The sequence below is a fragment of the Saliphagus infecundisoli genome (assembly GCF_020177375.1).
Classification (GTDB): Archaea; Halobacteriota; Halobacteria; order Halobacteriales; family Natrialbaceae; genus Saliphagus; species Saliphagus infecundisoli.
In genome coordinates this window covers 1-20,107 of the sequence record NZ_JAIWHV010000029.1, presented here as the reverse complement: position 1 = coordinate 20,107, position 20,107 = coordinate 1, and the positions used below count along the sequence as shown (strand labels likewise).

Genomic DNA, 20,107 nt, shown 5'->3' with positions numbered 1-20,107 from the left:
GGTCACCCGGCCGGAGAGAGTGCTCGAGGGGCGGGGGACCGAGTGCGGCCACACGATCCGGACCGTTGGACAGTATGGCGTCGATACACAGGCTTATTGTGCCCGGCGGAATGGCAGGGACCGTGAACTCGCAGCCTCGGCCATCCCGATCGACGTACCGCTGTCCGGACTGTGAAGGCGACCTCGCCGCGACCGACGGCACCTGGCGGTGTCGCGACTGTGGCTACGTTCCCAACCACGGGGCCGACTGATCGCCGATTCGAAACCGATCGAACCGAGTATCTCCAGCCCCACGAGCCCCCATGGACGAGGACGCCCTCGAGTATCACCGGACCGACCCGCCCGGAAAAGTAGAGATCTCGACGACGAAACCGACGAACACCCAGCGGGACCTCTCGCTTGCGTACTCGCCGGGCGTCGCCGCGCCCTGCCGGGAGATCGCCGACGACCCGCTGGCGGCCTACGAGTACACCGCGAAGGGGAATTTAGTGGGCGTGGTCTCGAACGGCTCCGCGGTGCTGGGACTCGGAGACATCGGTGCCCAGGCCGGAAAGCCCGTCATGGAGGGGAAAGGCGTGCTCTTCAAGCGCTTTGCCGACATCGACGTCTTCGACGTGGAACTCGACGAGGCCGACACTGACGCCTTCGTCCGGGCCGTCGCCGCGATGGAGCCGACGTTCGGCGGCGTCAATCTGGAAGACATCGCCGCGCCGGCCTGCTTCGAGATCGAGGAGCGCCTCCGCGAGGAGATGTCGATCCCGGTGTTCCACGACGACCAGCACGGCACCGCGATCATCAGCGGCGCCGCCCTCGTAAACGCCGCCGACATCGCCGGCAAACGCCTCGAGGACGTGGACGTGACGATCGCCGGCGCGGGCGCGGCCGCCACCGCGACCGCCCGGTTCTACGTCTCGCTCGGCGTCCCCCGTGGGAACGTCACCATGGTCGACGAACACGGGGTCCTCACGACCGCCCGGGCCGAGGCCGGCGAACTCAACGCCTACACCCGACCGTTCGCCCGCGAAGCGGGCGGCGACCTCGCGGATGCAATGCGGGGAGCGGACGTCTTCGTGGGGCTGTCGGTGGGCGGGATCGTCAGCGAGGAGATGGTCCGGTCGATGGCCGAGGACCCGATCATCTTCGCGATGGCCAATCCGGATCCCGAGATCGGCTACGAGGCGGCGAAGGCCGCCCGCGACGATACGGTCATCATGGCCACCGGCCGCTCGGACTACCCCAACCAGGTCAACAACGTCCTGGGCTTTCCGTTCATCTTCCGGGGCGCACTCGACGTCCGGGCCAGCGAGATCAACGAGGCGATGAAGGTCGCCGCCGCACGCGCACTCGCCGACCTCGCCCGCCGGGACGTCCCCGACGCGGTCGCCGAGGCCTACGGGACGGACTCGCTGCAGTTCGGCCCCGACTACATCCTCCCGAAACCGCTCGACTCGAGAGTCCTCTTCGAGATCTCGACCGCCGTCGCGCGAGCGGCCATCGAGAGCGGGACCGCGCGCCGGGAGCCCGACCTCGAGGCCTACCGCGAGAGCCTCGAGGCCCGCGTCGGCAAGGCCAGGGAGCTCATGCGGGTCGTGATGAACAAGGCAGCGACCGACCCCAAGCGGGTCGTCTTCGCCGAGGGCGCCCACGAGAAGACGATCCGGGCGGCCGCCCGCCTCGAGGAGGAGGGGATCGCCCGTCCCCTCCTCGTGGGCGAGCGCGACCGGATCGAGGCCATCGTCGCCGACCGGGGCCTCTCCGTCGACCCGGAGGTCGTCGATCCCGGACCCGACGACCTCGAGACCTATGCCGACCGCCTCTACGAGACACGAAAGCGCAAGGGGCTCACCCGGCGGGAGGCTCGCGAGCAGGTCGAATCGGATCCGAACACGCTCGCGAGCCTGCTCGTCGAGAGCGACGACGCCGACGCGATGCTGACGGGGCTGACCCACCACTACCCAACGGCGCTCCGGCGTCCCCTCCAGATCGTCGGCACCGCGCCGGACGCGGAGTACGCCGCCGGCGTCTACCTGCTCGCGATCGACGACCGGATCGTCTTCTGTGCGGACGCGACGGTCAACCAGGACCCCGACGAGGAGGTGCTCGCGGAGGTCGCCCGCCACACCGCCGACCTCGCCCGCCGGTTCGACGTCGATCCGCGGGTCGCCCTGCTCTCGTATTCGGACTTCGGCAGCGTCGACAACGCGGGCACCCGCAAACCCCGCGAGGCCGCCCGCCGGCTCCGGGAGGATCCCGACGCGGGGTTCCCAGTCGACGGCGAAATGCAGGCCGACACCGCCGTCGTCTCCGATCTCCTCACCGAGTCGTACCCCTTTACCGACCTGGACGAACCCGCGAACGTGCTCGTCTTCCCGAACCTCGAGGCGGGCAACATCGGCTACAAGCTCCTCCAGCGCCTCGGCGGCGCGGAGGCGATCGGGCCAATGTTAGTCGGGATGGCCGAGCCGGTCCACGTCCTCCAGCGCGACGATGACGTCGCCGACATCGTCAACTTAGCGAGCGTCGCGGTCGTCGACGCACAGGAAGAATAGCGCCGCGCTTCACGGGACTCGATCAGACCGAGTCGAACGTCCAGAGCTGGTTGGCGCCGCCGTGCCAGTCGTACTGGTGGACGTTCGCGCCGTCGTCGGTCGAGGAGTTCTCGACGTCCACTGCCTTCTCGCTGTGGACCGGCTGGACGTGATACTCGCCGCCGCCCTGATCGTGGAGGTAAAAACGCTGGTTGTCGCTACCGCCGTCGGAATACTGCTGGACGTTCGCGCCGTCCTCGGTCGACCCGTTGGCGACGTCGAGCACCTTCCCGCTGTTGACGTTCTCGATCCGGTAGACGCCGTTGCCGGTGTCCTCGACGGACCACTGCTGGTTCGAGCCGCCGCCGTCGGAGTACTGCTGGACGTTGGCGCCGTCCTCCGTCGACCCGTTGGCGACGTCGAGTACCTTCCCGCTGTTGACGTTCTGGATGCTATAGGTGCCGTTCGCGACCGAACCGGAGGAGCCGCCACCTCCATCGTCGCCGCCGTCGTCGCCTCCGCCGCCTCCACCGCCACCGCCGCCGCCGGAGCTCCCGACGGTGACGCTGGCGCTCCCGCTGCTCTCGTAGCCCTCGGTGGCCAGGATCTGGTAGTCGTGGCTCCCCATGTCCATGCCGTTGCTCTGCCAGGCGTCGAAGTGGTTTCCGGCGGTGATCGTCCCGCTTGAACGCGTGTTCTGCCGGACGCTCCAGTACTGCGGGAACGTCGCCTCACCTTCGATGGAGGGTTTGTTCTCCCGAAGCGACTCGTAGATGTCGTAGGTCCCACCATCGGTGTTGACGGTCCCCCTGTAGTCGTGCTCGGGCCGGTAGCTGCCGTGGTTTTCGATGACGTAGTACTCGACCAGCGGGTCCGTCGTCCACCCGTAGAGGCACAGGTAGGAGTTGCCCGACGGGTTGTACGAGGCCGAGTAGTCGACGTTTCTGGCCGCGCCGGTCTCCCAGCCCTTGCCACAGACGAAGTTCCCCGTGTCGGTCCACTCGACGCTGTAGTTGCCCCCGGACCCCAGGTCCATGGTGACCGTCCCCTCGGAGTCGGTCCAGAACGAGTAGAAGTAGCCGCCGTCGTTGCCGGTCTGGTTTTCGGAGATGGCGGCGGCGGGGGTCGCCACGGCACCGATGCCGAGGCCGGTCGCCGCGGCGGTCGACACCGCCTTCAGATATCCTCGTCGACCGACCGAATTCGGAGAGGAGGATCCGGATTCGACCGGCCGATCGCCGTCCGTTTCGAAGTCGGCCACGTTCTTCGCCCCTCCGGTGGGGTCGGTACGTCTCTCCGCCGTGCTGCTTTCATTGCTATTAGTCATAGCCAACAGCAACAACACTGATAAGGTCTATGATTATAAATTTTTCCGTGAATGTGATTCCAGTCTAGGGGTTGTGACGAAAACGGCCACGAGACGCGACGGACCATCGGAACCAGACATCGAACCCCCCCTGGCCGAACGTGGCTGGCGGACGGGAAACGCCGTCGGGAGTGAGGTTCTCACCTCGCTCGCCGACCGCCCGGCCGATCCGTCATCGCCGAGGACGCCGTTGATGGCGACTCCGCTGACAGCACGGGGTAGTCGGAGACGGTTCGTCGCTTATCACTCGATGTCGATCCGGTCGATCAGTTCGGCCCACAGACGGTCGGCACCACCGTAAAACGTGAGCCAGGCCGTAATCGAGAACGCGACGGCCGCGGCGAGGAAGGTCACGGCCGACGCAATTGGACCACTCGTGCCGAACGCGACGACCGAGAGCACCATCAACACGCCCGCCGTTATCATGAACGAGAGCAGGTAGACCGCAAACCGAAGGTAGCCGTTCGTGGCCGTCCAGTAGGTCCACCGCCGTCGCACCATCACGTAGACCGCCGGAACGAACACGAGGGTGAGCCCGAGTACGTGTCGGAGTTCCTGGCCGTTCGTCGTGGCAGGGACGAGCGTTCCGGCGATCGACCCGGCCAGGAGACCGAGACCGATCGCCCAGGAGAGCGCCAGCGCCCGGCTCATCGAGGACACCTCCCGCCGGCGGACCGCGGAGGTCGTTCGGTCGGCGGTGGAACGGGTGTTATCAGTGAGGGCATCGGTTTGTGTGGGTCGAAACGTTTCGAGAGCCGAGAACGGTAACGACGTCATGGCCCGCGATGGTGGAAAGCACAGCGGTCAGTTGTCCGAGGCCAGTCCCTCGGCGAACTGTTCGGCGAACAGGACGTAGATGATAATCGTCGGCAACGCGGCGACGAACGCGCCGGCCATCCGCAGACCGAAGTCGACTCCCGAGAGGTCACTGCCCAGTCCCGAGAGGACGAGCGTCACCGTCGCGGCGGGGCTGTTCGAACTCCCGATGAGCGTCAGGGAGAACAGGAACTCGTTCCAGATCATCGTGAACTGGTAGATGAAGACGACGCCGATCATCGGCTTCGACAGCGGGAGCACGATGTCGCGGTAGATGCTGGTGATGCTCGCGCCGTCGATCTTGGCGGCCTCGACCAGCTCGTCCGAGAGCGCGACGTAGTACCCCCGGAACAGGAGCATACAGATCGGGATCCCGTAGACGACGTGGGTCACCGTCACCGCGAACAGCCGGGAGTGCCGCTCAGTGAAAAAGGGCAGATCCCCCAGAAACGCCATGGTTCCGTCGACCGCGAAGATGTTGATCCAGAAGTCAGACAGCGGCACCAGGACCGCCTGGTAAGGAATGAAGATGCCGAACATGAACAACACGAGCACCGCAAAACGGGCCCGCCTGTGCCAGTCGACGAGCGTGAGGCCGTAGGCCGCGGTGCTTCCCAGGGCGACACACAGGATCGTCGAGGGAATCGTCATGATGAAGCTATTTATGAGTCCAGTCGAGAGGTAATCGATCGCAGTCGTCCACTTTTCGAGGGTGAACCCCTCCGTCCCCGGCGGGACGAACGGGGTCGTGCCCGTCACCGCGCCGGTGGTCTTGAACGCGGTCACCAGTCCGGTCCAGATCGGCGAGATGAAGAAGACGAAAAACACCATGACCAGGATCGAGATCCCGATCTTCGAGTAGTCGAGCGCCGGCAGCATCCGGGCGATGCTTTCGCCACGGGAGGTGGTTGGTTTGCTCATCTCAGAGGCTCCCCTGTTTGTACTGGTAGTAGAGATACGGTGCGATGATCGCGAGCGACATCACGAGCAGGATCGACGCGATGGCCGCCGCATACGCCCAGTTCTGGAGCTGGAACGCCTCCCGGACCATGAGCGTCGCGAGGATGTCGGTCGCCTGTGGAACCCGGTACTGCCCGAACATCGAGTAGAGGAAGGTGAACGCTTTGAGCGCGAAGATCATCAGGATGACGGCCGCACTGACCGAGGAGGACTTCAGCTGTGGGATGATGACGTCCCAGTACATCTCGAGGGTGTTCGCACCGTCGACTTTCGCCGCCTCGAACTGATCGTCCGGCATCGACTGCAGGCCGGCGAGGAAGACGACCATCGCGTACCCGCTGAACTGCCAGATGAGCGCGAAGATGACCGCGCTCAACACGAGATCCGGGTTCCCGATCCAGTTGTAGGGACCGAGCCCGAACACGCCCACCACGGTGTTTACGAGGCCGTTGTTGACGTTGTACATCCAGAGCCAGAACTGGGCGGTCACGACGAACGACAGCGCCATCGGCAACAGATAGATCGTCTGGATCTTCTCGCGGAACCTGATGTCACGATCCAGCATGATCGCCAGGAACAGCCCGAGGATCATCGTGATCGTCGTGAAGGCGATCATCAGAACGAACGTGTTCTTCGTCGTGACGAACACGGCGGGGTCCTGGAGGGCCTGGGCGTACATCTCCAGGTCCAGATCCCCCAGATCCGGTGGCTGGCCGAACCCCTCGTAGTCGGTCAGCGAGATGAGCGTGTTCCAGCCGATTCCGCCATAAACCCCGAATCCCATGATGAGAAACGGGACGAACCAGTAGGGCAGGCCACGAACGAAGTCGCTCTTGGAAAAGCGGCGTATCCTGCCGTGCCAGTCGTCCCCGGCGCCGCGGTGGGCAGCGGCTCGGGATCCGGAAACCGTCTCGGTTTCTCCCGTATCTGCCATAGTGTATGAGTCAGCAGCCTCGGCGTTAGTTGAAAATATTGATTAGTCCGTCGGCTGCACTTTCGGCATCGTACGGACCCATGAAGTTGTTGGCGAAGACTTCCTTGCACTGGTCGAGTTCCTCGGGCGTACACGCGAGCCCGTGTGCGAGCGTCGGCGGGAACTGCTCGTAGTTGTTCAGGTGCTCGACGTTCATATTGAGGAACGCATCGAGTTCGCCCCCGTCGATGTCCGTCCGGAGCGGGATCGAACCCTTTAGATTGTTGAACCTGATCTGTAGCTCCGGATCGCCGATGAGTTCGGCGAACGCTCTCGATTTGACCGGCGCGTTGCCGTCTTGGGGGAACATGAACGAATCGAGGTGCCAGACGTACATGTCTTGAGTCCCCGGAAACGGAAGCCAGCCCCAGTCCTCCTCGTACTCGAAGTCGTCGGCGTTCCTGTACATCCCCGCCGCCCAGTTGCCCATCGTGAAGAACGCAGCCTCGCCGTTGATGAGTTTGTCGTTGGCCTCCGGGAAACTGAGCGTCGCGCGGTCCTCGTTGGTGTTGGTCTCGACGAAGTCCTGGGTCTTCTCGAGTGCGCTGACCATGGCCTCCCGATCGGCGTCCCCCTCGAGCCACGCCTCGTAGGCGTCCTGGCCCTCCGTCCCGAGCATGATCTGGGCCCAGTACTGGAGGTTCGTCCACGGTGCGATGGTCGTGGTCGTCACCGGGAGGTAGTCCGTCTCGTCGGCGATGGTCTGGCGAGCCTCCACGAAGGAGTCCCAATCGGTGACGTCGTCGGGACTCACGCCGGCCTCGTCCAGGACGTTGACGTTGTAAAACAGGTTGTTGAGCCGATGTGATCCGAGCGGCACCGCCCGGTATTCGTCGTTCATCTGGCAGGCCTCGAGGGCCTTCGGATGCATGACGTCCTCCCACTCGTTTTCCTCGTAGAGGTCCGAAAGGCTGGCGAGAGTCCCCCCGTACTGAGTCATGTTCAGGCCGGGCCATCCGGCGAAGGCGTCCGGCGGATTCCGGTTCGCAAGCCGTCGGGCGACGGTTGCGTTGAGGTTCTCGTTGGCGTCGCCGCCGATCGGCTCAATCTGGTGTTCCCAATCCGGGTGGCGCTCCTCCCACATCGAAACGATCTCCTCGGCCGCCGCGGCACCGTCGCCGCCGGTCCAGCCGTGGAGGGCCTCCATCGCGTTGTCGGTCGGCGACTGCTCGCTTTCGTTGCCGTTACCGTTACCGTTTCCACTGTCGTTACCGTTGCCGTTTCCATTTCCGTTGCCGTTGCCGTTGCCGTTCCCATTCCCATTGCCGTTGCCGTTTCCATTGCCGTTGCCGTTCCCATTGCCGTTGCCACCATCGCCGCCGAGACAACCGGCCAGCACCAAGCCGACGCCGGCCCCGCTCGTCGCTAGTAGCTTCCGTCGGGTCGTGTCGGTGATCCCCCCCTTCCCTGACTCGCGTTGACGCGACATGAGTTATACTATACCGTACACCATACTTAATCGTTCTTATTTTCCGCAAGAGAGGAAAGTCGTTCCGACGCCTCGAGGCCACACACCGGGAGAAATCGAGGCTAGACCGCTTCAGGGTTCTCGATATGAGCCTCGTCCTCAAGACGGCGGTTTCGAAGTGCCTCGCCGCTCTCGGCGTCGAAGAGGTGAATCGATTCCTCGGGGAACGACACGCCGACCGTCTCACCCTCCTTGAGGCGGCGCATGCCCTCGATAGAGGCGACGAAGTCCGAATCGTTCGTCGTGTCCGCAAACTGCATGTGAACGGCGTTTTCGTCTCCGTAGGGCTCCACGACGTTGATGGAGGCTTCGAACGCATCCGGTTCGTCGGTCGATTCCGTGATCACGACGTCCTCCGGCCGGATACCGAGAACCAATTCTTCGGTGCCGGAGACGGACTCGCGACTCTCCTCGGAGAGCGAGACCTCGAAGCCGTCGCCGACGAGGCGGTCGTCCGCTACGGTGACGTCGAAGAAGTTCATCGATGGCTCGCCGATGAACCCGGCGACGAACACGTTCTCGGGCTGGTGATAGCATTCGAGAGGGGTTCCGACCTGCTGGAGTTCGCCGGCGTTCAGAATAGCGATCCGGTCGGACATCGACATGGCCTCCGTCTGGTCGTGGGTCACGTAGATCGTCGTCGTCCCTAGCTCGTCCTGGAGCTGCTGGAGTTCCGTACGCATCTGGGCACGGAGCTTCGCGTCGAGATTGGCAAGCGGTTCGTCCAGCAGGAACACCTCCGGATCGCGAACGATGGCCCGGCCGAGCGCGACACGCTGTTGTTGGCCGCCGGATAGCTCTCCGGGCTTTCGGTCGAGGAGGTCGACGATGTCGAGAGTGTCGGCCGCGGTTCGGACTCGGTTGTCAATCTCGTCGTCGGAGAGGTCGGTCGACTTCTGGAGGCCGTACGCCATGTTCCCTCGGACGCTCATGTGCGGGTAGAGCGCGTAGGACTGGAACACCATCGCGATGTCCCGTTCCTGTGGCGTCAGGTGCTGGATCTCTCGATCGCCGAGGACGATCGTACCACCCGTCGGCGATTCGAGCCCGGCCACCATCCGCAGCGTCGTCGATTTCCCACACCCCGACGGCCCCACCAGAACGAGAAACTCCCCGTCCCGTATCTCCAGATCGAGTTCGTCAACCGCGACGATCTCGTCATTGCCGTCGCTGAACGTTTTCGTCGTTCGGTTGAACGAGAGAGCTGCCATGGTGTTGCATACCTCGACGATCCCAAATAGTCTTTGGTCTCGATGCCCACGCCACGTAACCGCAGAGGAAAACCGATCCGAGAACACGAGCAAAAGCGATCCCCGCCCCTTCCCGTAGCTATTTACCGCCGCCGCTGGCTACCCCCACCCGATGCCCGAACTCATGACACGGACTGGGACGCGCGGCGAGCCCGCGGTCGATCCGGACGACGTAACCATCGCCTACATCGGGGGCGGCAGCCGCCAGTGGGCGCCGAACCTGATCCAGGACCTGGCGCAGTCGCCCCTCGACGGCGAGGTCCGCCTCTACGACGCCGTCCCCGAGAGCGCCGAGCGCAACGCCCGCTTTGGCAACTGGGTCGACGACCGGCCCGAGGCGACGGCCGACTGGTCCTACGAGGCGACCGACTCGCTGCCCGATGCCCTCGCGGGTGCCGACATCGTCATCACCTCGACGCAGTACGACCCCGCCGAGACGTTCGTCCACGACCTCGACATCCCCCAGGAGTACGGCATCCACGGCGCCGTGGCGGCGACGATCGGTCCGGGCGGGATCCTCCGGGCGATGCGGACGATCCCCCAGTATCGAGAGTTCGCCGCGGCGATCCGCGAACACTGTCCCGACGCCTGGGTCTTCAACTACACCAACCCGGTCCACTTCGTCACCCGGGCGATGTACGACGAGTTCCCTGAGATCAACGCCATCGGGCTCTGTCACGAGGTCCTCGGAACCCGCCACCGGCTCGCGCGCTACGCCCGCGAGGAACTCGGGATGGACGCCGACCGGGAGGACGTCTCGGTCAACGTCAAGGGGATCAACCACTTCACCTGGGTCGACGAGGCCCGCTGTAAGGGCGTCGACCTCTGGCCCGTCCTGGAGGACCTCCTCGAGAGCGACCACGCCTACCAGCGGTTCACTCCCGAGGATCTCGAGGGCGAGAGCGTCTTCACGGACAATTGGCAGGTGACCTGGGAGCTGTTCCGGCGCTTTGGCGTCCTGCCCGCCGCGGGCGACCGCCACCTCATCGAGTACGCGACCTGGTTCATGGCCGACGGCGTCGAGGGACTCAATCGGTGGGGCGTCAGACGCACCGGCAGCGACTACCGCGCGAAACACTGGACGCCCGCCGAGTCCGACCAGACGACCGACGTCGAGGCCTGGCTCGCCGGCGAGAAGGAGTTCGAACTCACCGACTCCGACGAGACGTTCGTCGACATCGTCCTCGCGCTCGCCGGCGAGAAGACGTACGTCACCAACGTCAACCTCCCCAACGTCGGCCAGGTCGACGGCATCGAGGAGGGCGCGGTCGTCGAGACCAACGCGACGATCCGGGCCGGCGAGGTCAAGCCGGTCGCCGCGGGCGGCTTCCCCCGGCCCGTCCGGAGCCTGATCAGCGGCCACGTCGACACCATCGAGACGGTCATCGAGGCCTCCCGCGAGGGCGACGTCGACCACGCCTTCGAGGGCTTCCTCATCGACCAGCAGATCCGGACCCTCCAGACCGACGAGGCCCGGGAGCTGTTCGCCGACCTCGTCGCCGCCGAATCGGAGTACTTGGAGGACTGGGACCTCGAGGGCTCTTCGGTCCTCGCCGAGGCCGAGCGGGACCTCCAGTAAGATTCGAGAGCGGTCCCGGCTCGGGATCGACCGGAACCGCCGACGCGATCTCGGCGTCCGGGACCCACAGTTCGGGGTAGAATTTTGCCGGTTCGCCAAGCCGCTTGCGGGCGGAGAGCGAGGGTGGTGACATGACAGACACCCGCGTCACGGTCTGGAACGAGTTCGTCCACGAACGGGAAAGCGAGGTCGTCGCCGACGTCTACCCCGATGGCATCCACGCGGTGATCGCAGACGCCCTGGAGGAGCGGGGATTCGAAACGGAGACGGCGACCTTACAGGAACCCGAACACGGCCTCACGGAGGAGGTCCTCGCGGAGACGGACGTCCTCACCTGGTGGGGCCACGCCGCTCACGACGAGGTCGACGACGAGATCGTCGAGCGCGTCAAGGAGGAGGTCCTCAACGGCATGGGGCTGATCGTCCTCCACTCGGGACACTTCTCGAAGATCTTCAAGTCGTTAATGGGGACGACCTGTGCCCTGAAGTGGCGCGAGGCTGCCGAGCGCGAACGCCTCTGGGTCGTCGAGCCGAGCCACCCGATCGTTGCGGGAATCGACGACTACATCGAACTCGAGGAGGCCGAGATGTACGGCGAACGGTTCGACGTTCCCCAGCCCGAAACCCTCGTATTCAACTCCTGGTTCGAGGGCGGCGAGGTGTTCCGCTCTGGCTGTTGTTACCGCCGGGGCAACGGGAAGATATTCTACTTCCGACCGGGCCACGAGACCTACCCGGTCTATCACAACGAGGAGATCCAGCAGGTGCTCGGAAACGCAGTCGAGTGGGCCGCGGCCGGCGACGACCAGCCCGAGCCGGTCCAGGGCAACCACGAGCCCCTAGAGGAGATCGACACCAGCGACGACCGGACGGTTCACTGAAAACGGACTCCCGCTTCGAGCCGGGATCGCCTCGAGTTCGTCCCCCGAACGAGGACAGAGTACGGAGCTCTCGGATAGGGAAACATGAGCGCAAACGGATACGATCCGGAACGCGATCACCAGCTTCGAGGGGCCGAACAGAGCGGCGATCGAAGAGGGGGGTCGACCGGGCAGCGAGTCTACGCTTCGTCGAAGAGGGTCTCGCCCTCGACCATGTGCTCGGAGACGGCGTCGAGATCGAGCGTCAGCCCGAGACCGGGCTCTTCGGGGACGGCCATCCGGCCGCCCTCGATGAGGTTCTCTTCCTCGACCAAGTCCTCCCACCAGCCGAGCTCGTATGAGTGGTACTCGACGGCAAGCGAGTTCGGGATCGCGGAGGCGACCTGTGCGGAGGCCATCGTCCCGATCGGCGAGGAGACGTTGTGCATCGCGACGGGGATGTAGTAGAGGTCGGCGAGGTTCGCGACCTTCACCGTCTCGCGCATCCCGCCGACCCGCGGGAGGTCGGGCGCGATGATGTCGACGGCCTGGTTCTCGAGCAGGCGGCGCTGGCCGTGGGTCCGGTAGACGTTCTCGCCGGTCGCGATCGGCGTCGTCGTCCCCTGGGTGATCTCGGCCTGGACGTCGTGGTTCTCGGGGGGAACGGGGTCCTCGAGCCACCAGACGTCGTACTCCTCGAGCTCGTCCGCCAGCCGCCGTGCGCTCCCGCCCGAGAACGCCCAGTGGCAGTCGAAGGCGACGTCGGCGCGGTCGCCGACGGCCTCCGTCGTCGCCTCGACGATCTCGACCTTGTGGTCGATCTCCGGGTTCCGGAGGTGGCGGTTCGCGCGGTCCTTCTCGTGGCCCGAGGGGACGTCGAGGTCGAACTTGATGGCGTCGTAGCCCAGATCGCTGACGACGCGGTCGGCCTCCTCGGCACAGGACTCGGGGTCGGCCTCGTTTTCGGTGTGCAGGTCACAGTAGATCCGGACCTCGTCGCGGTACTTGCCGCCGACGAGCTGGTAGGCGGGCACGTCCAGGATCTTGCCCGCGACGTCGTGGAGCGCGATCTCGATGCCCGAGATCGCCGAGATCGTCTTGCCCGAGATGGAGCCCTCGCCGGACATCTTCTGGATCATGTGCTCGTAGAGCCGGTCGATGTCCAGGGGGTTCTCGCCGATCAGGAACGGCGCCATCCGTTCGATGATACCGGTGTCGCCGCCACCCCAGTAGGACTCGCCGGTGCCGACCAGGCCCGCGTCGGTGTAGACCCGGACGAGGATCCAGGGGTAGTTGCCGTCGACCATCGTCGTCTGGACGTCGGTGATCTCGACGTTTCGGGTCCCTCGGTCGGCGTCGAGCTGCATCGTCTCCGAGGAGAGATCCCGCATCGTGTATTCGGCGTTCGGGTCGTGGAGCGTCCGATAGTTCACCATACGAACGGCAAATGCGTGGCGGGTTATATCACGTTTGGCATCTCGTCGAGCCCTTAGGATCGAGGAAACTCCCGGGGAAGCGCGGGCGGCAGTTCGAGATCGGCCTCGATCGGGACGTGTTCGCCCTCGCTCGAGGAGTTCCGGATCCCGGCGAGGGCCTCGAGGACGTGCAGTGCCAGGGTCCCGCTGGTGCGATGGGTCCAGCCCTCGTCGCGGATCGCGTACGCGAGGTCGGCGACGCCGGCGCCCCGGCCGGCGACGTACTCGTGGGTGTGCTCGACCGCCTCGACCTCGCCCCCGCGGTGGATCGCGACCTCCCCGTCGAAATGGTTGGGGTCCGGCAGCGCGAGGGTCCCCTCGGTGCCGTACAGTTCGAAGGCAGGTTCGGGAAGGGTCGATCCCTGGACGTCGAAACTCGTCAGAAGAGTGGCGATCGCGCCCGAGTCGAAGTCGACGACGCCGGACTCGTGGGTCGGGACGGAGACGTCGATCGACTCGCCCTCGCGGGGGCCGCTCCCGATCGTCCGTTCGTCGTCGGCCGCCCCGACCGAGCCCGCGACCCGCGTCGCCGGGCCCAGCAGCGAGACGAGCGCGGTGACGTAGTAGGGACCCATGTCGAAGAGGGGGCCGCCGCCCTCCCCGTAGTAGAGGTCCGGGTCGGGGTGCCAGGCCTCGTGGCCCGGCGACGTCCAGATCGCCGTCGCGCCGATCGGTCGGCCGATCCGGCCCTCCTCGACGACCGTCCGGCAGGTCTGCAGGGCGGCCCCCAGAACGGTGTCGGGCGCCGACCCGACCAGCAGGTCCCGTTCGGCGGCGAGATCGACGACCGCCCGCGCGTCGGCGACCGTCGTCGCGAACGGCTTCTCGGTGTAGACGTGCGTGTCGGCCTCCAGTGCGGACGTACAGACCTGCGCATGGACCGACGGCGGCGTCAGGTTGACGATCGCCTCGATCGCGGGATCGGAGAGGAGGTCATCGACGGGACGGGCGTCGATACCGTACTCGGCGGCGGTGGCCTCGGCGCGCTCGCGATCGAGGTCGCCACAGGCGACGATCTCGTAGCAGTCGAAGGCGTCGTTCGAGAGGTAGGCGTCGCTGATCGAGCCACAGCCGACGAGTCCGACGGAAACCGGATCCATTGGATCGCCGTTGCCGGGGGTGGGCCTTAGCCGTTCCGTCCGCGGCGAGCGTCGCGAGAGGAAGTGTGGTTCAGACGTCGACCCACTCGCCCTCGCTATCGGAGCGCTCGATCGCGTCGAGCAGTTCCTGGACGCGGTAGCCGTCCTCGAAGGAGGGCGTGTGTTCTTCGCCCTCGGCGACCGCCGAGAGGAACTCGTAGTTCTCGTGGACGAACGTGTGCTCCCAGCCGATGACGTGCCCCGGGGGCCACCAGTGGTCGATGTAGGGGTCGTCGGGGTCGGTGACCAGCACGGTTTCGTACCCTCGGCTCCCCTCGCGGAGCACCTCGAGTTCGTTCAGACGCTCGAGGGAGAACTTCAGGCTCCCCTTCGAGCCCTCGATCTCGATCGAGTGGTCGTTCTTGCGGCCGTTGGCAAACCGAGAGGCCTCGAACGTCGCGATGGCACCCTCCTCGAAGGAAGCCTGGGCGGTGTAGGCGTCGTCGACGGTGACCTCGCGGGTCTCCGTGCTCTCGCCGCCGCCGGACTCGAGGGAGGCCTCGTCGCCGCCGGGGACGGGCCGCTCGTCGACGAAGGTCTTGAGATGGCCCGACAGCCGGTCGATCTCGCCCGCGCGGTCGCCGACCAGAAAGCGCGCGAGGTCGATCGTGTGGGCACCGAGGTCGCCCAGGGCACCGGAGCCGGCGACCTCCTCATCGTTGCGCCACGACCACGGCGCTTCGGGATCGACCAACCAGTCCTGGAGGTAGGTCCCCCGGACGTGGTGGATCTCGCCGAGTTCGCCCGAATCGATCAACTCCTTTGCGTACCGGATCGCGGGGATGAATCGGTAGTTGAACGCGATGCCGGCGGTCGCGTCGGAGTCGCGGGCCGCATCGCGCATCCGTTCGGCATCCTCCAACGTGTGCGCGAGGGGTTTCTCGCAGAAGACGGAGGTGCCGGCCTCGAGGGCGGCGATCGAGGGATCGGCGTGGACGTTGTTCGGCCCGAGATTGTAGAAGACGTCCACGTCGCCGACGACGTCCTCCCAGTCGGTGCTGTACTCGGAGAATCCCAACTGATCCGTCGCCTCGGCGACGGCCTCCTCGTCTCGCCCGATCAGGACCGAGCGTTCGACCGCGGGAGCCTCGGGGAAGAACATGGGCAGGCGCGCGAGCGCATTCGCGTGGGCCCGGCCCATGAACCGGTACCCCAGGACGCCGACGGAGAGTGACTCGCTCATTTTCAGGCCCAGTAGGCGTCGCCGGGGGTGGTCTCGAAGACGGCGCGGTCGAGGACGTCGATGGCCTTCTCTAACCCTTCGTTGGCGGAGGTCAACGAGTCCTCGTGTTCGATCGAGAGCGCCCCGTCGAAGCCGACCATCCGCAGGGTCGAGACGACGTCCTTCCAGAACTCCTCGCCGTGGCCGTAGCCGATCGAGCGGAACAGCCACGAGCGGTCTGCCTCCTCGGTGTAGGGGAGGGTGTCGAGTACGCCCTTCTCGCGGGCGTTCGCGTCGTAGACCTTCGTGTCCTTGGCGTGGAAGTGATGGATCGCGCCCTCCTCGCCGAGCAGCCGGATCGACTCGGTGATATCGATCCCCTGCCAGAACAGGTGGGAGGGGTCGTAGTTCGCGCCGATCCGGTCGTTGGTCTCCGCCCGGAGGTCGAGCAGGCCGCGGGGCTCGTAGACGAACATGTTCGGGTGCATCTCGAGGCCGATGTCGACGCCGTGGTCGTCGGCGAACTCACCGATCTCCGACCAGTAGTCGATGGCGACCTCGCGCTGGTACTCGTAGGCCTCGCGGTGTTCGGGGGGCCACGGCGCCGTGATCCAGTTGGGTACCGAATCGTCGGGACCGCCCGCGGGCAGTCCCGAGAAGCCATTGACGACGTCTACGTCGAGCTGAGCGGCCAGTTCGATCGCCTCGCGGAGTTCCTGGTCGGCCTCCGCGGCTTGCTCCTCCTCGGGATGGAGCGGGTTGTTGTGCGTCGAAAGTCCCGAAATCGAGAGGTCGTGTTCGTCGAGGAGCTCCCGGAGTTCCTCTTGGGCGTCCTCGTCGTCCAGATACTCCTCGCGGGGGAGGTGGTCCTCGCCGACGAACCCGCCACAGCCGAGTTCGACCGCGCCGACCCCCTGCTCTGCGAGGTACTCGAACGCGTCCGCTTTCGATTCGCCGCCGAGCGCGACCGTGAGTACACCGACTTCCATGCGCATATCTGCCACGATGTCGGGCAAAACTCTTGCGATGTCGGCGAACGGCGGCGGGGGCCGACCTGCAGCGGAACATATATTGTGCGGGTGGGCGAACCGGGCCAGTATGCGATACTATCAGCTCGCGGGCAGTGACGGCCGTCGGCTGGCCGTCGACGACGGGGACGGAATCGCCGACCTGACCGCCATGAAACCGACTCTGGAGACGTTCGGCGATCTGGTCGGCGCCGCGACGATCACCGACGTGGGGGCCGACGAGGTCGCCGACCGCCTCGCCGCGGACGCGCCCCGTCTCGAGGAGACGACCCTCGAGGAGGCGACCGTGCCGGTCGACGCCGGCGAGGTGTGGGCCGCGGGAGTCACCTACGAGATCAGCGAGGCCGCCCGCGAGGAGGAGAGCACGATGCCGGAGATGTACCTCGACGTCTACGACAACGAGCGCCCCGAGATCTTCTTCAAGGCGACGCCCTCCCGGACCGTCGGCCCCTCGGAAGCGGTGGGCATCCGCGCGGACTCGGAGTGGGACGTCCCCGAACCCGAACTCGGGATCGTCCTCGCGGGCGAGGAGATCGTCGGCTACACGATCGGCAACGACATGAGCAGCCGCTCGATCGAGGGCGAGAACCCGCTGTATCTCCCGCAGGCGAAGGTGTACGACCGCTGCTGTTCGCTCGGGCCCTGCGTCCGCTCGGCGGAGTCGATCGCGGACCCCCACGACCTCGAGATGTGGATGGAGATCCGCCGGGGCGAGGAGACCCTCTACGAGGACGCGACGAACACCGGCGAGATGGCCCGCACGGTCGAGGAACTCGCCGACTACTACACCAAACACAACACCGTGCCCGAGCAGTCGGTGTTGCTCACCGGGACCTCGCTGGTGCCCGAAAACGAGTTCACCCTCCGCGAGGGCGACATCGTCGAGATCGGGATCGAGTCGATCGGCACCCTCTCGAACCCGGTCACACAGGTTTAGACGTCGGTCCTCGCGAGCGAGGCGACGTCCGAGACGTTCCGTTCGTGACACGGAACTCCGTTCTCCTCTAGAAAACGATCCCCCAGAGAAGACGTCTCGTCGTCGGGGGGTTTTCCGTCGGACGGTGATCGTTTCGGGGAGCGGAATCCGTGAGGCGAAACGGTTGCTCCCTCCTGGAACGGCTGATCGGCAGTCGATGGCGGGAAAATGACCTGAGACGCCCGTCTCTCGGAACCGTCCAGGATTTCTTCTCGGAATGGCCGTTCTGTACTCGTTCTCTGTTCGATTCGTCGAAACCGCTGCCGAGCGATACATGCCACACCCACAATGCTGAAAGCGAAGTGAGCATGATACGTCTCGGAGTCGGTTCCAGGAAACATAGTTCTCGGGACCGGAACGACTTATATGATGAGACCACATTGGGAGGGTATGGCCGAACCGAAACACCCGGTCCGGACCGTCGATCGGACCCTGGAGATCGTCGAGATCGTCCAGGAACTCGACGGAGCGGGCGTTTCCGAGATCGCCGAGCGCGTCGACATCGGAAAGAGCGCGGTCCACAACCCCCTCAATACCCTCGCGAACCGCGAGTATCTGACTAAGGAGGACGACGAGTACCACATCGGGCTCTCCTTTCTCAGTCTCGGGGTCTACGCCAGAAACCGAAACGGGATCTACGACGCCGCGCGCCACGAGGTCGACAAGTTGGCCGAGGAGACCGGCGAACTCGTCAACCTTCTGGTCGAGAAAAACGGGATGGGAATCTACCTCTATCAGGCCAAAGGCGAGAACGCCGTCGAACTCGACACCTACGAAGGGAAACGCGTCCTGCTTCACTGTACTGGCCTCGGGAAGGCGATCCTCGGCTTTCGTCCACGCGATGAGGTCGAGGAGATCGTCGACGAGTACGGCCTGCCCGCGATGACCGAGAACACGATCACCGACCGCGAGTCGTTCCTCGAGGAACTCGACGAGGTCCGCGAACGAAAGTACGCCACCGACCGCGAGGAACGCCTGACCGGCCTCTGTTGTGTCGCGGCACCGATCACCGACGACCAGGACCGCTCGATCGGCGCGATCAGCGTCGCCTGCCCGCTCCACCGGATTGGCGACGACCGCTTCTACAACGAACTCCCCGACGCCGTCCTCGGGACCGCCAACGTCATCGAGCTGGCACACAACTACTCGTGACCCGGCTCGCGAAACCGGCTCAAGTGCGGTCGTACCGGTCTCGCCGGTCGAAACGCCCCGTCCATGGCCATCGCAGGCGAGATCCTTTCGGCGTCCGGCGGTAGAGGACGGTAAGACAGCCATACGGCTGTAAGCTCTCGCCCGCGCCGACGCCGTTAAGATCCTCCCGGAACACCGTCTCGACATGAAACGATACGAGACGGACGTCAGAAACGGGGTACTCTACCTCGAGACCGACGACGACTGGATCGAGATCGGCCCGATGGACGATATCTGCGAGCTGGTCGGCGGCGAGACGTACACGATCGAGTACGACGAGCGCCAGCGGCAGGTGAGCTGGCTCGACACCGACGACGGGGAGCTAACATTCGACGTTCGGGAGACCCTCGCCGACGTCGACTACGATCGGGACTTCGTCGAGAACATAACTCCCATCGACGGTGAGAAGACCGACGACGAAGGGTACCCGATGCGGGCATCGGTGTTCGCCGACCTGATGACCGACATCTGGGATTCGAAAGGAAACCTGTAGGCCCGCAGGCGCGGCGAAAGCGTTCTTCACCAGGCTGGGCGAGTCCGTCGTCGCGCTGGATTCGATATATCGATATAGGGTTCATCAAGAGAATGGAGCCCAGAACCAGGTAACGTCATCCTATCCGGAGTAAGCGACGGCTACCGCTCAGTGATCAGGATCCAGGGCCAGTAACGAAATGTCAAATTCACTCCTCCGCGCCATGAACGGCGTGGGATCCCACCATGGAATTTCGGCCGAGGGCGGTCTTCGACCCGCAGTTCCACGGAAACCAGCAGTATACTGGGGAATCTCTCGGTTTCACTCCCTCGGGAGGGCTGTGGCCCGGTCAAACAGGCCCTATCCCCGGCCGAGTCATCGGCAGACGTGTGTTCTCTAGGATGGCTCTCTCCGCCGGGGTTGTCTAAACATGGAGTACAGCCGGTTACACAGACCGATGGAGGATATCCGGCCCGGACCCCGACGGCGGTTGATCGGGCGGGCCTCCCGCTCGACCTGCGCCTATAAACGCAGGTATGCGCTAACAATTCCTATCAACGCTGGTCGGTTCCAGTGACCTCGTCGAAAGTGACCAAGACCGAGCGGCCCTCAGCGAGCCCTCGGGCGGAAACACGATTCCTGACCCGCAAGTCCTCTCGGAACGGTCAACGCCCGCTCTCCGACGATGGAGATCGAATAAATCGTATACCGCTATACGAAATGATTTCCGCGAGTATCACAAGTTCGGGATGTGTATTTCTACAAACCACCAGTCAATTGATATGCTTCTCACTATCGCCCTCGGAGAGGTTGAGAGAAACCGTTTGTGAGGAAGTGCTTATTCTTCGTCTTCAGATGCGACAG

Annotated in this window: 17 protein-coding genes; 7 read left to right on the top strand and 10 right to left on the bottom strand. The window is 65.0% G+C overall.

Translation table 11 applies throughout. The features are described 5' to 3' along the window. Nucleotides 1-122 precede the first annotated feature (122 nt). Both LCF40_RS23355 and LCF40_RS19485 read left to right on the top strand, forming a co-directional pair. Nucleotides 123-251 (top strand): hypothetical protein, encoded by a 129-nt coding sequence (locus tag LCF40_RS23355; protein WP_255565233.1) that lies wholly within the window; start codon nucleotides 123-125, stop codon nucleotides 249-251. Nucleotides 252-302: 51 nt separating this feature from the next. Further along, entirely contained in the window at nucleotides 303-2,549 is a 2,247-nt protein-coding gene (locus LCF40_RS19485) for an NADP-dependent malic enzyme (RefSeq protein ID WP_224829843.1), read from the top strand. A gap of 22 nt (nucleotides 2,550-2,571) precedes the next feature. Here the strand turns inward: LCF40_RS19485 and LCF40_RS23485 are convergent, their stop codons facing one another. From LCF40_RS23485 to LCF40_RS19450, 6 genes are all read right to left on the bottom strand, one after another. Continuing rightward, on the bottom strand, nucleotides 2,572-3,699 hold the full coding sequence (locus LCF40_RS23485; RefSeq protein ID WP_318247918.1) for a glycoside hydrolase family 11 protein: 1,128 nt from the start codon (nucleotides 3,697-3,699) through the stop codon (nucleotides 2,572-2,574). Between the two features lie 438 nt (nucleotides 3,700-4,137). Continuing rightward, nucleotides 4,138-4,671 (bottom strand): hypothetical protein, encoded by a 534-nt coding sequence (locus LCF40_RS19470; RefSeq protein WP_224829842.1) that lies wholly within the window; start codon nucleotides 4,669-4,671, stop codon nucleotides 4,138-4,140. Between the two features lie 27 nt (nucleotides 4,672-4,698). Then, nucleotides 4,699-5,631 carry a carbohydrate ABC transporter permease gene (locus tag LCF40_RS19465; protein ID WP_224829841.1) on the bottom strand — a complete coding sequence of 311 codons (933 nt, stop codon included), beginning with the start codon at nucleotides 5,629-5,631 and terminating at the stop codon, nucleotides 4,699-4,701. A gap of 1 nt (nucleotide 5,632) precedes the next feature. After that, the gene (locus LCF40_RS19460) at nucleotides 5,633-6,604 is read right to left on the bottom strand and encodes a carbohydrate ABC transporter permease (RefSeq protein WP_224829840.1); all 972 of its coding nucleotides are present in this window, start codon (nucleotides 6,602-6,604) and stop codon (nucleotides 5,633-5,635) included. Nucleotides 6,605-6,629: 25 nt separating this feature from the next. Then, entirely contained in the window at nucleotides 6,630-8,072 is a 1,443-nt protein-coding gene (locus LCF40_RS19455; protein ID WP_224829839.1) for an ABC transporter substrate-binding protein, read from the bottom strand. 101 nt (nucleotides 8,073-8,173) lie between these two features. Continuing rightward, nucleotides 8,174-9,322, bottom strand: coding sequence for an ABC transporter ATP-binding protein (locus tag LCF40_RS19450; protein ID WP_224829838.1), 1,149 nt, complete (start codon nucleotides 9,320-9,322; stop codon nucleotides 8,174-8,176). Between the two features lie 151 nt (nucleotides 9,323-9,473). On the opposite strand from LCF40_RS19450, the gene LCF40_RS19445 reads away from it, so the two are divergent. Together LCF40_RS19445 and LCF40_RS19440 are read left to right on the top strand one after the other, a co-directional pair. Next, nucleotides 9,474-10,940 (top strand): family 4 glycosyl hydrolase, encoded by a 1,467-nt coding sequence (locus LCF40_RS19445; protein WP_224829837.1) that lies wholly within the window; start codon nucleotides 9,474-9,476, stop codon nucleotides 10,938-10,940. Between the two features lie 131 nt (nucleotides 10,941-11,071). Next, the gene (locus tag LCF40_RS19440) at nucleotides 11,072-11,821 is read left to right on the top strand and encodes a ThuA domain-containing protein (protein WP_224829836.1); all 750 of its coding nucleotides are present in this window, start codon (nucleotides 11,072-11,074) and stop codon (nucleotides 11,819-11,821) included. 179 nt (nucleotides 11,822-12,000) lie between these two features. On the opposite strand, the gene LCF40_RS19435 is transcribed toward LCF40_RS19440, so the two are convergent. From LCF40_RS19435 to LCF40_RS19420, 4 genes are all read right to left on the bottom strand, one after another. Beyond that, the gene (locus LCF40_RS19435) at nucleotides 12,001-13,236 is read right to left on the bottom strand and encodes a mandelate racemase/muconate lactonizing enzyme family protein (protein WP_114577094.1); all 1,236 of its coding nucleotides are present in this window, start codon (nucleotides 13,234-13,236) and stop codon (nucleotides 12,001-12,003) included. A 53-nt stretch (nucleotides 13,237-13,289) separates the two neighbouring features. Then, the gene (locus tag LCF40_RS19430) at nucleotides 13,290-14,375 is read right to left on the bottom strand and encodes a Gfo/Idh/MocA family protein (RefSeq protein WP_224829835.1); all 1,086 of its coding nucleotides are present in this window, start codon (nucleotides 14,373-14,375) and stop codon (nucleotides 13,290-13,292) included. A 70-nt stretch (nucleotides 14,376-14,445) separates the two neighbouring features. Continuing rightward, on the bottom strand, nucleotides 14,446-15,597 hold the full coding sequence (locus tag LCF40_RS19425) for a Gfo/Idh/MocA family protein (RefSeq protein WP_224829834.1): 1,152 nt from the start codon (nucleotides 15,595-15,597) through the stop codon (nucleotides 14,446-14,448). A 2-nt stretch (nucleotides 15,598-15,599) separates the two neighbouring features. Continuing rightward, nucleotides 15,600-16,565 carry a sugar phosphate isomerase/epimerase family protein gene (locus LCF40_RS19420; RefSeq protein ID WP_114577097.1) on the bottom strand — a complete coding sequence of 322 codons (966 nt, stop codon included), beginning with the start codon at nucleotides 16,563-16,565 and terminating at the stop codon, nucleotides 15,600-15,602. Nucleotides 16,566-16,674: 109 nt separating this feature from the next. Here LCF40_RS19420 and LCF40_RS19415 point away from each other — a divergent pair, with 109 nt between their 5' ends. The 3 genes from LCF40_RS19415 (at nucleotide 16,675) to LCF40_RS19405 (ending at nucleotide 19,264) form a co-directional block, all read left to right on the top strand. Beyond that, nucleotides 16,675-17,541, top strand: coding sequence for a fumarylacetoacetate hydrolase family protein (locus tag LCF40_RS19415; protein WP_224829833.1), 867 nt, complete (start codon nucleotides 16,675-16,677; stop codon nucleotides 17,539-17,541). Nucleotides 17,542-17,970: 429 nt separating this feature from the next. Continuing rightward, a complete protein-coding gene (locus LCF40_RS19410) occupies nucleotides 17,971-18,732 on the top strand; it encodes an IclR family transcriptional regulator (RefSeq protein ID WP_224829832.1) in 762 nt (253 codons plus the stop codon). A gap of 184 nt (nucleotides 18,733-18,916) precedes the next feature. Beyond that, complete coding sequence (locus tag LCF40_RS19405; protein WP_224829831.1) at nucleotides 18,917-19,264, top strand: hypothetical protein; 348 nt, start codon at nucleotides 18,917-18,919, stop codon at nucleotides 19,262-19,264. Nucleotides 19,265-20,107: the final 843 nt, after the last annotated feature.

Coding starts and splice junctions, on each gene's coding strand:
- LCF40_RS19485 (WP_224829843.1), top strand. CDS start 303: ATGGACGAGGACGCCCTCGAGTATCACCGGACCGACCCGCCCGGAAAA.
- LCF40_RS19470 (WP_224829842.1), bottom strand. CDS start 4,671: ATGACGTCGTTACCGTTCTCGGCTCTCGAAACGTTTCGACCCACACAA.
- LCF40_RS19465 (WP_224829841.1), bottom strand. CDS start 5,631: ATGAGCAAACCAACCACCTCCCGTGGCGAAAGCATCGCCCGGATGCTG.
- LCF40_RS19460 (WP_224829840.1), bottom strand. CDS start 6,604: ATGGCAGATACGGGAGAAACCGAGACGGTTTCCGGATCCCGAGCCGCT.
- LCF40_RS19455 (WP_224829839.1), bottom strand. CDS start 8,072: ATGTCGCGTCAACGCGAGTCAGGGAAGGGGGGGATCACCGACACGACC.
- LCF40_RS19450 (WP_224829838.1), bottom strand. CDS start 9,322: ATGGCAGCTCTCTCGTTCAACCGAACGACGAAAACGTTCAGCGACGGC.
- LCF40_RS19445 (WP_224829837.1), top strand. CDS start 9,474: ATGCCCGAACTCATGACACGGACTGGGACGCGCGGCGAGCCCGCGGTC.
- LCF40_RS19440 (WP_224829836.1), top strand. CDS start 11,072: ATGACAGACACCCGCGTCACGGTCTGGAACGAGTTCGTCCACGAACGG.
- LCF40_RS19435 (WP_114577094.1), bottom strand. CDS start 13,236: ATGGTGAACTATCGGACGCTCCACGACCCGAACGCCGAATACACGATG.
- LCF40_RS19430 (WP_224829835.1), bottom strand. CDS start 14,375: ATGGATCCGGTTTCCGTCGGACTCGTCGGCTGTGGCTCGATCAGCGAC.
- LCF40_RS19425 (WP_224829834.1), bottom strand. CDS start 15,597: ATGAGCGAGTCACTCTCCGTCGGCGTCCTGGGGTACCGGTTCATGGGC.
- LCF40_RS19420 (WP_114577097.1), bottom strand. CDS start 16,565: ATGGAAGTCGGTGTACTCACGGTCGCGCTCGGCGGCGAATCGAAAGCG.
- LCF40_RS19415 (WP_224829833.1), top strand. CDS start 16,675: ATGCGATACTATCAGCTCGCGGGCAGTGACGGCCGTCGGCTGGCCGTC.
- LCF40_RS19410 (WP_224829832.1), top strand. CDS start 17,971: ATGGCCGAACCGAAACACCCGGTCCGGACCGTCGATCGGACCCTGGAG.
- LCF40_RS19405 (WP_224829831.1), top strand. CDS start 18,917: ATGAAACGATACGAGACGGACGTCAGAAACGGGGTACTCTACCTCGAG.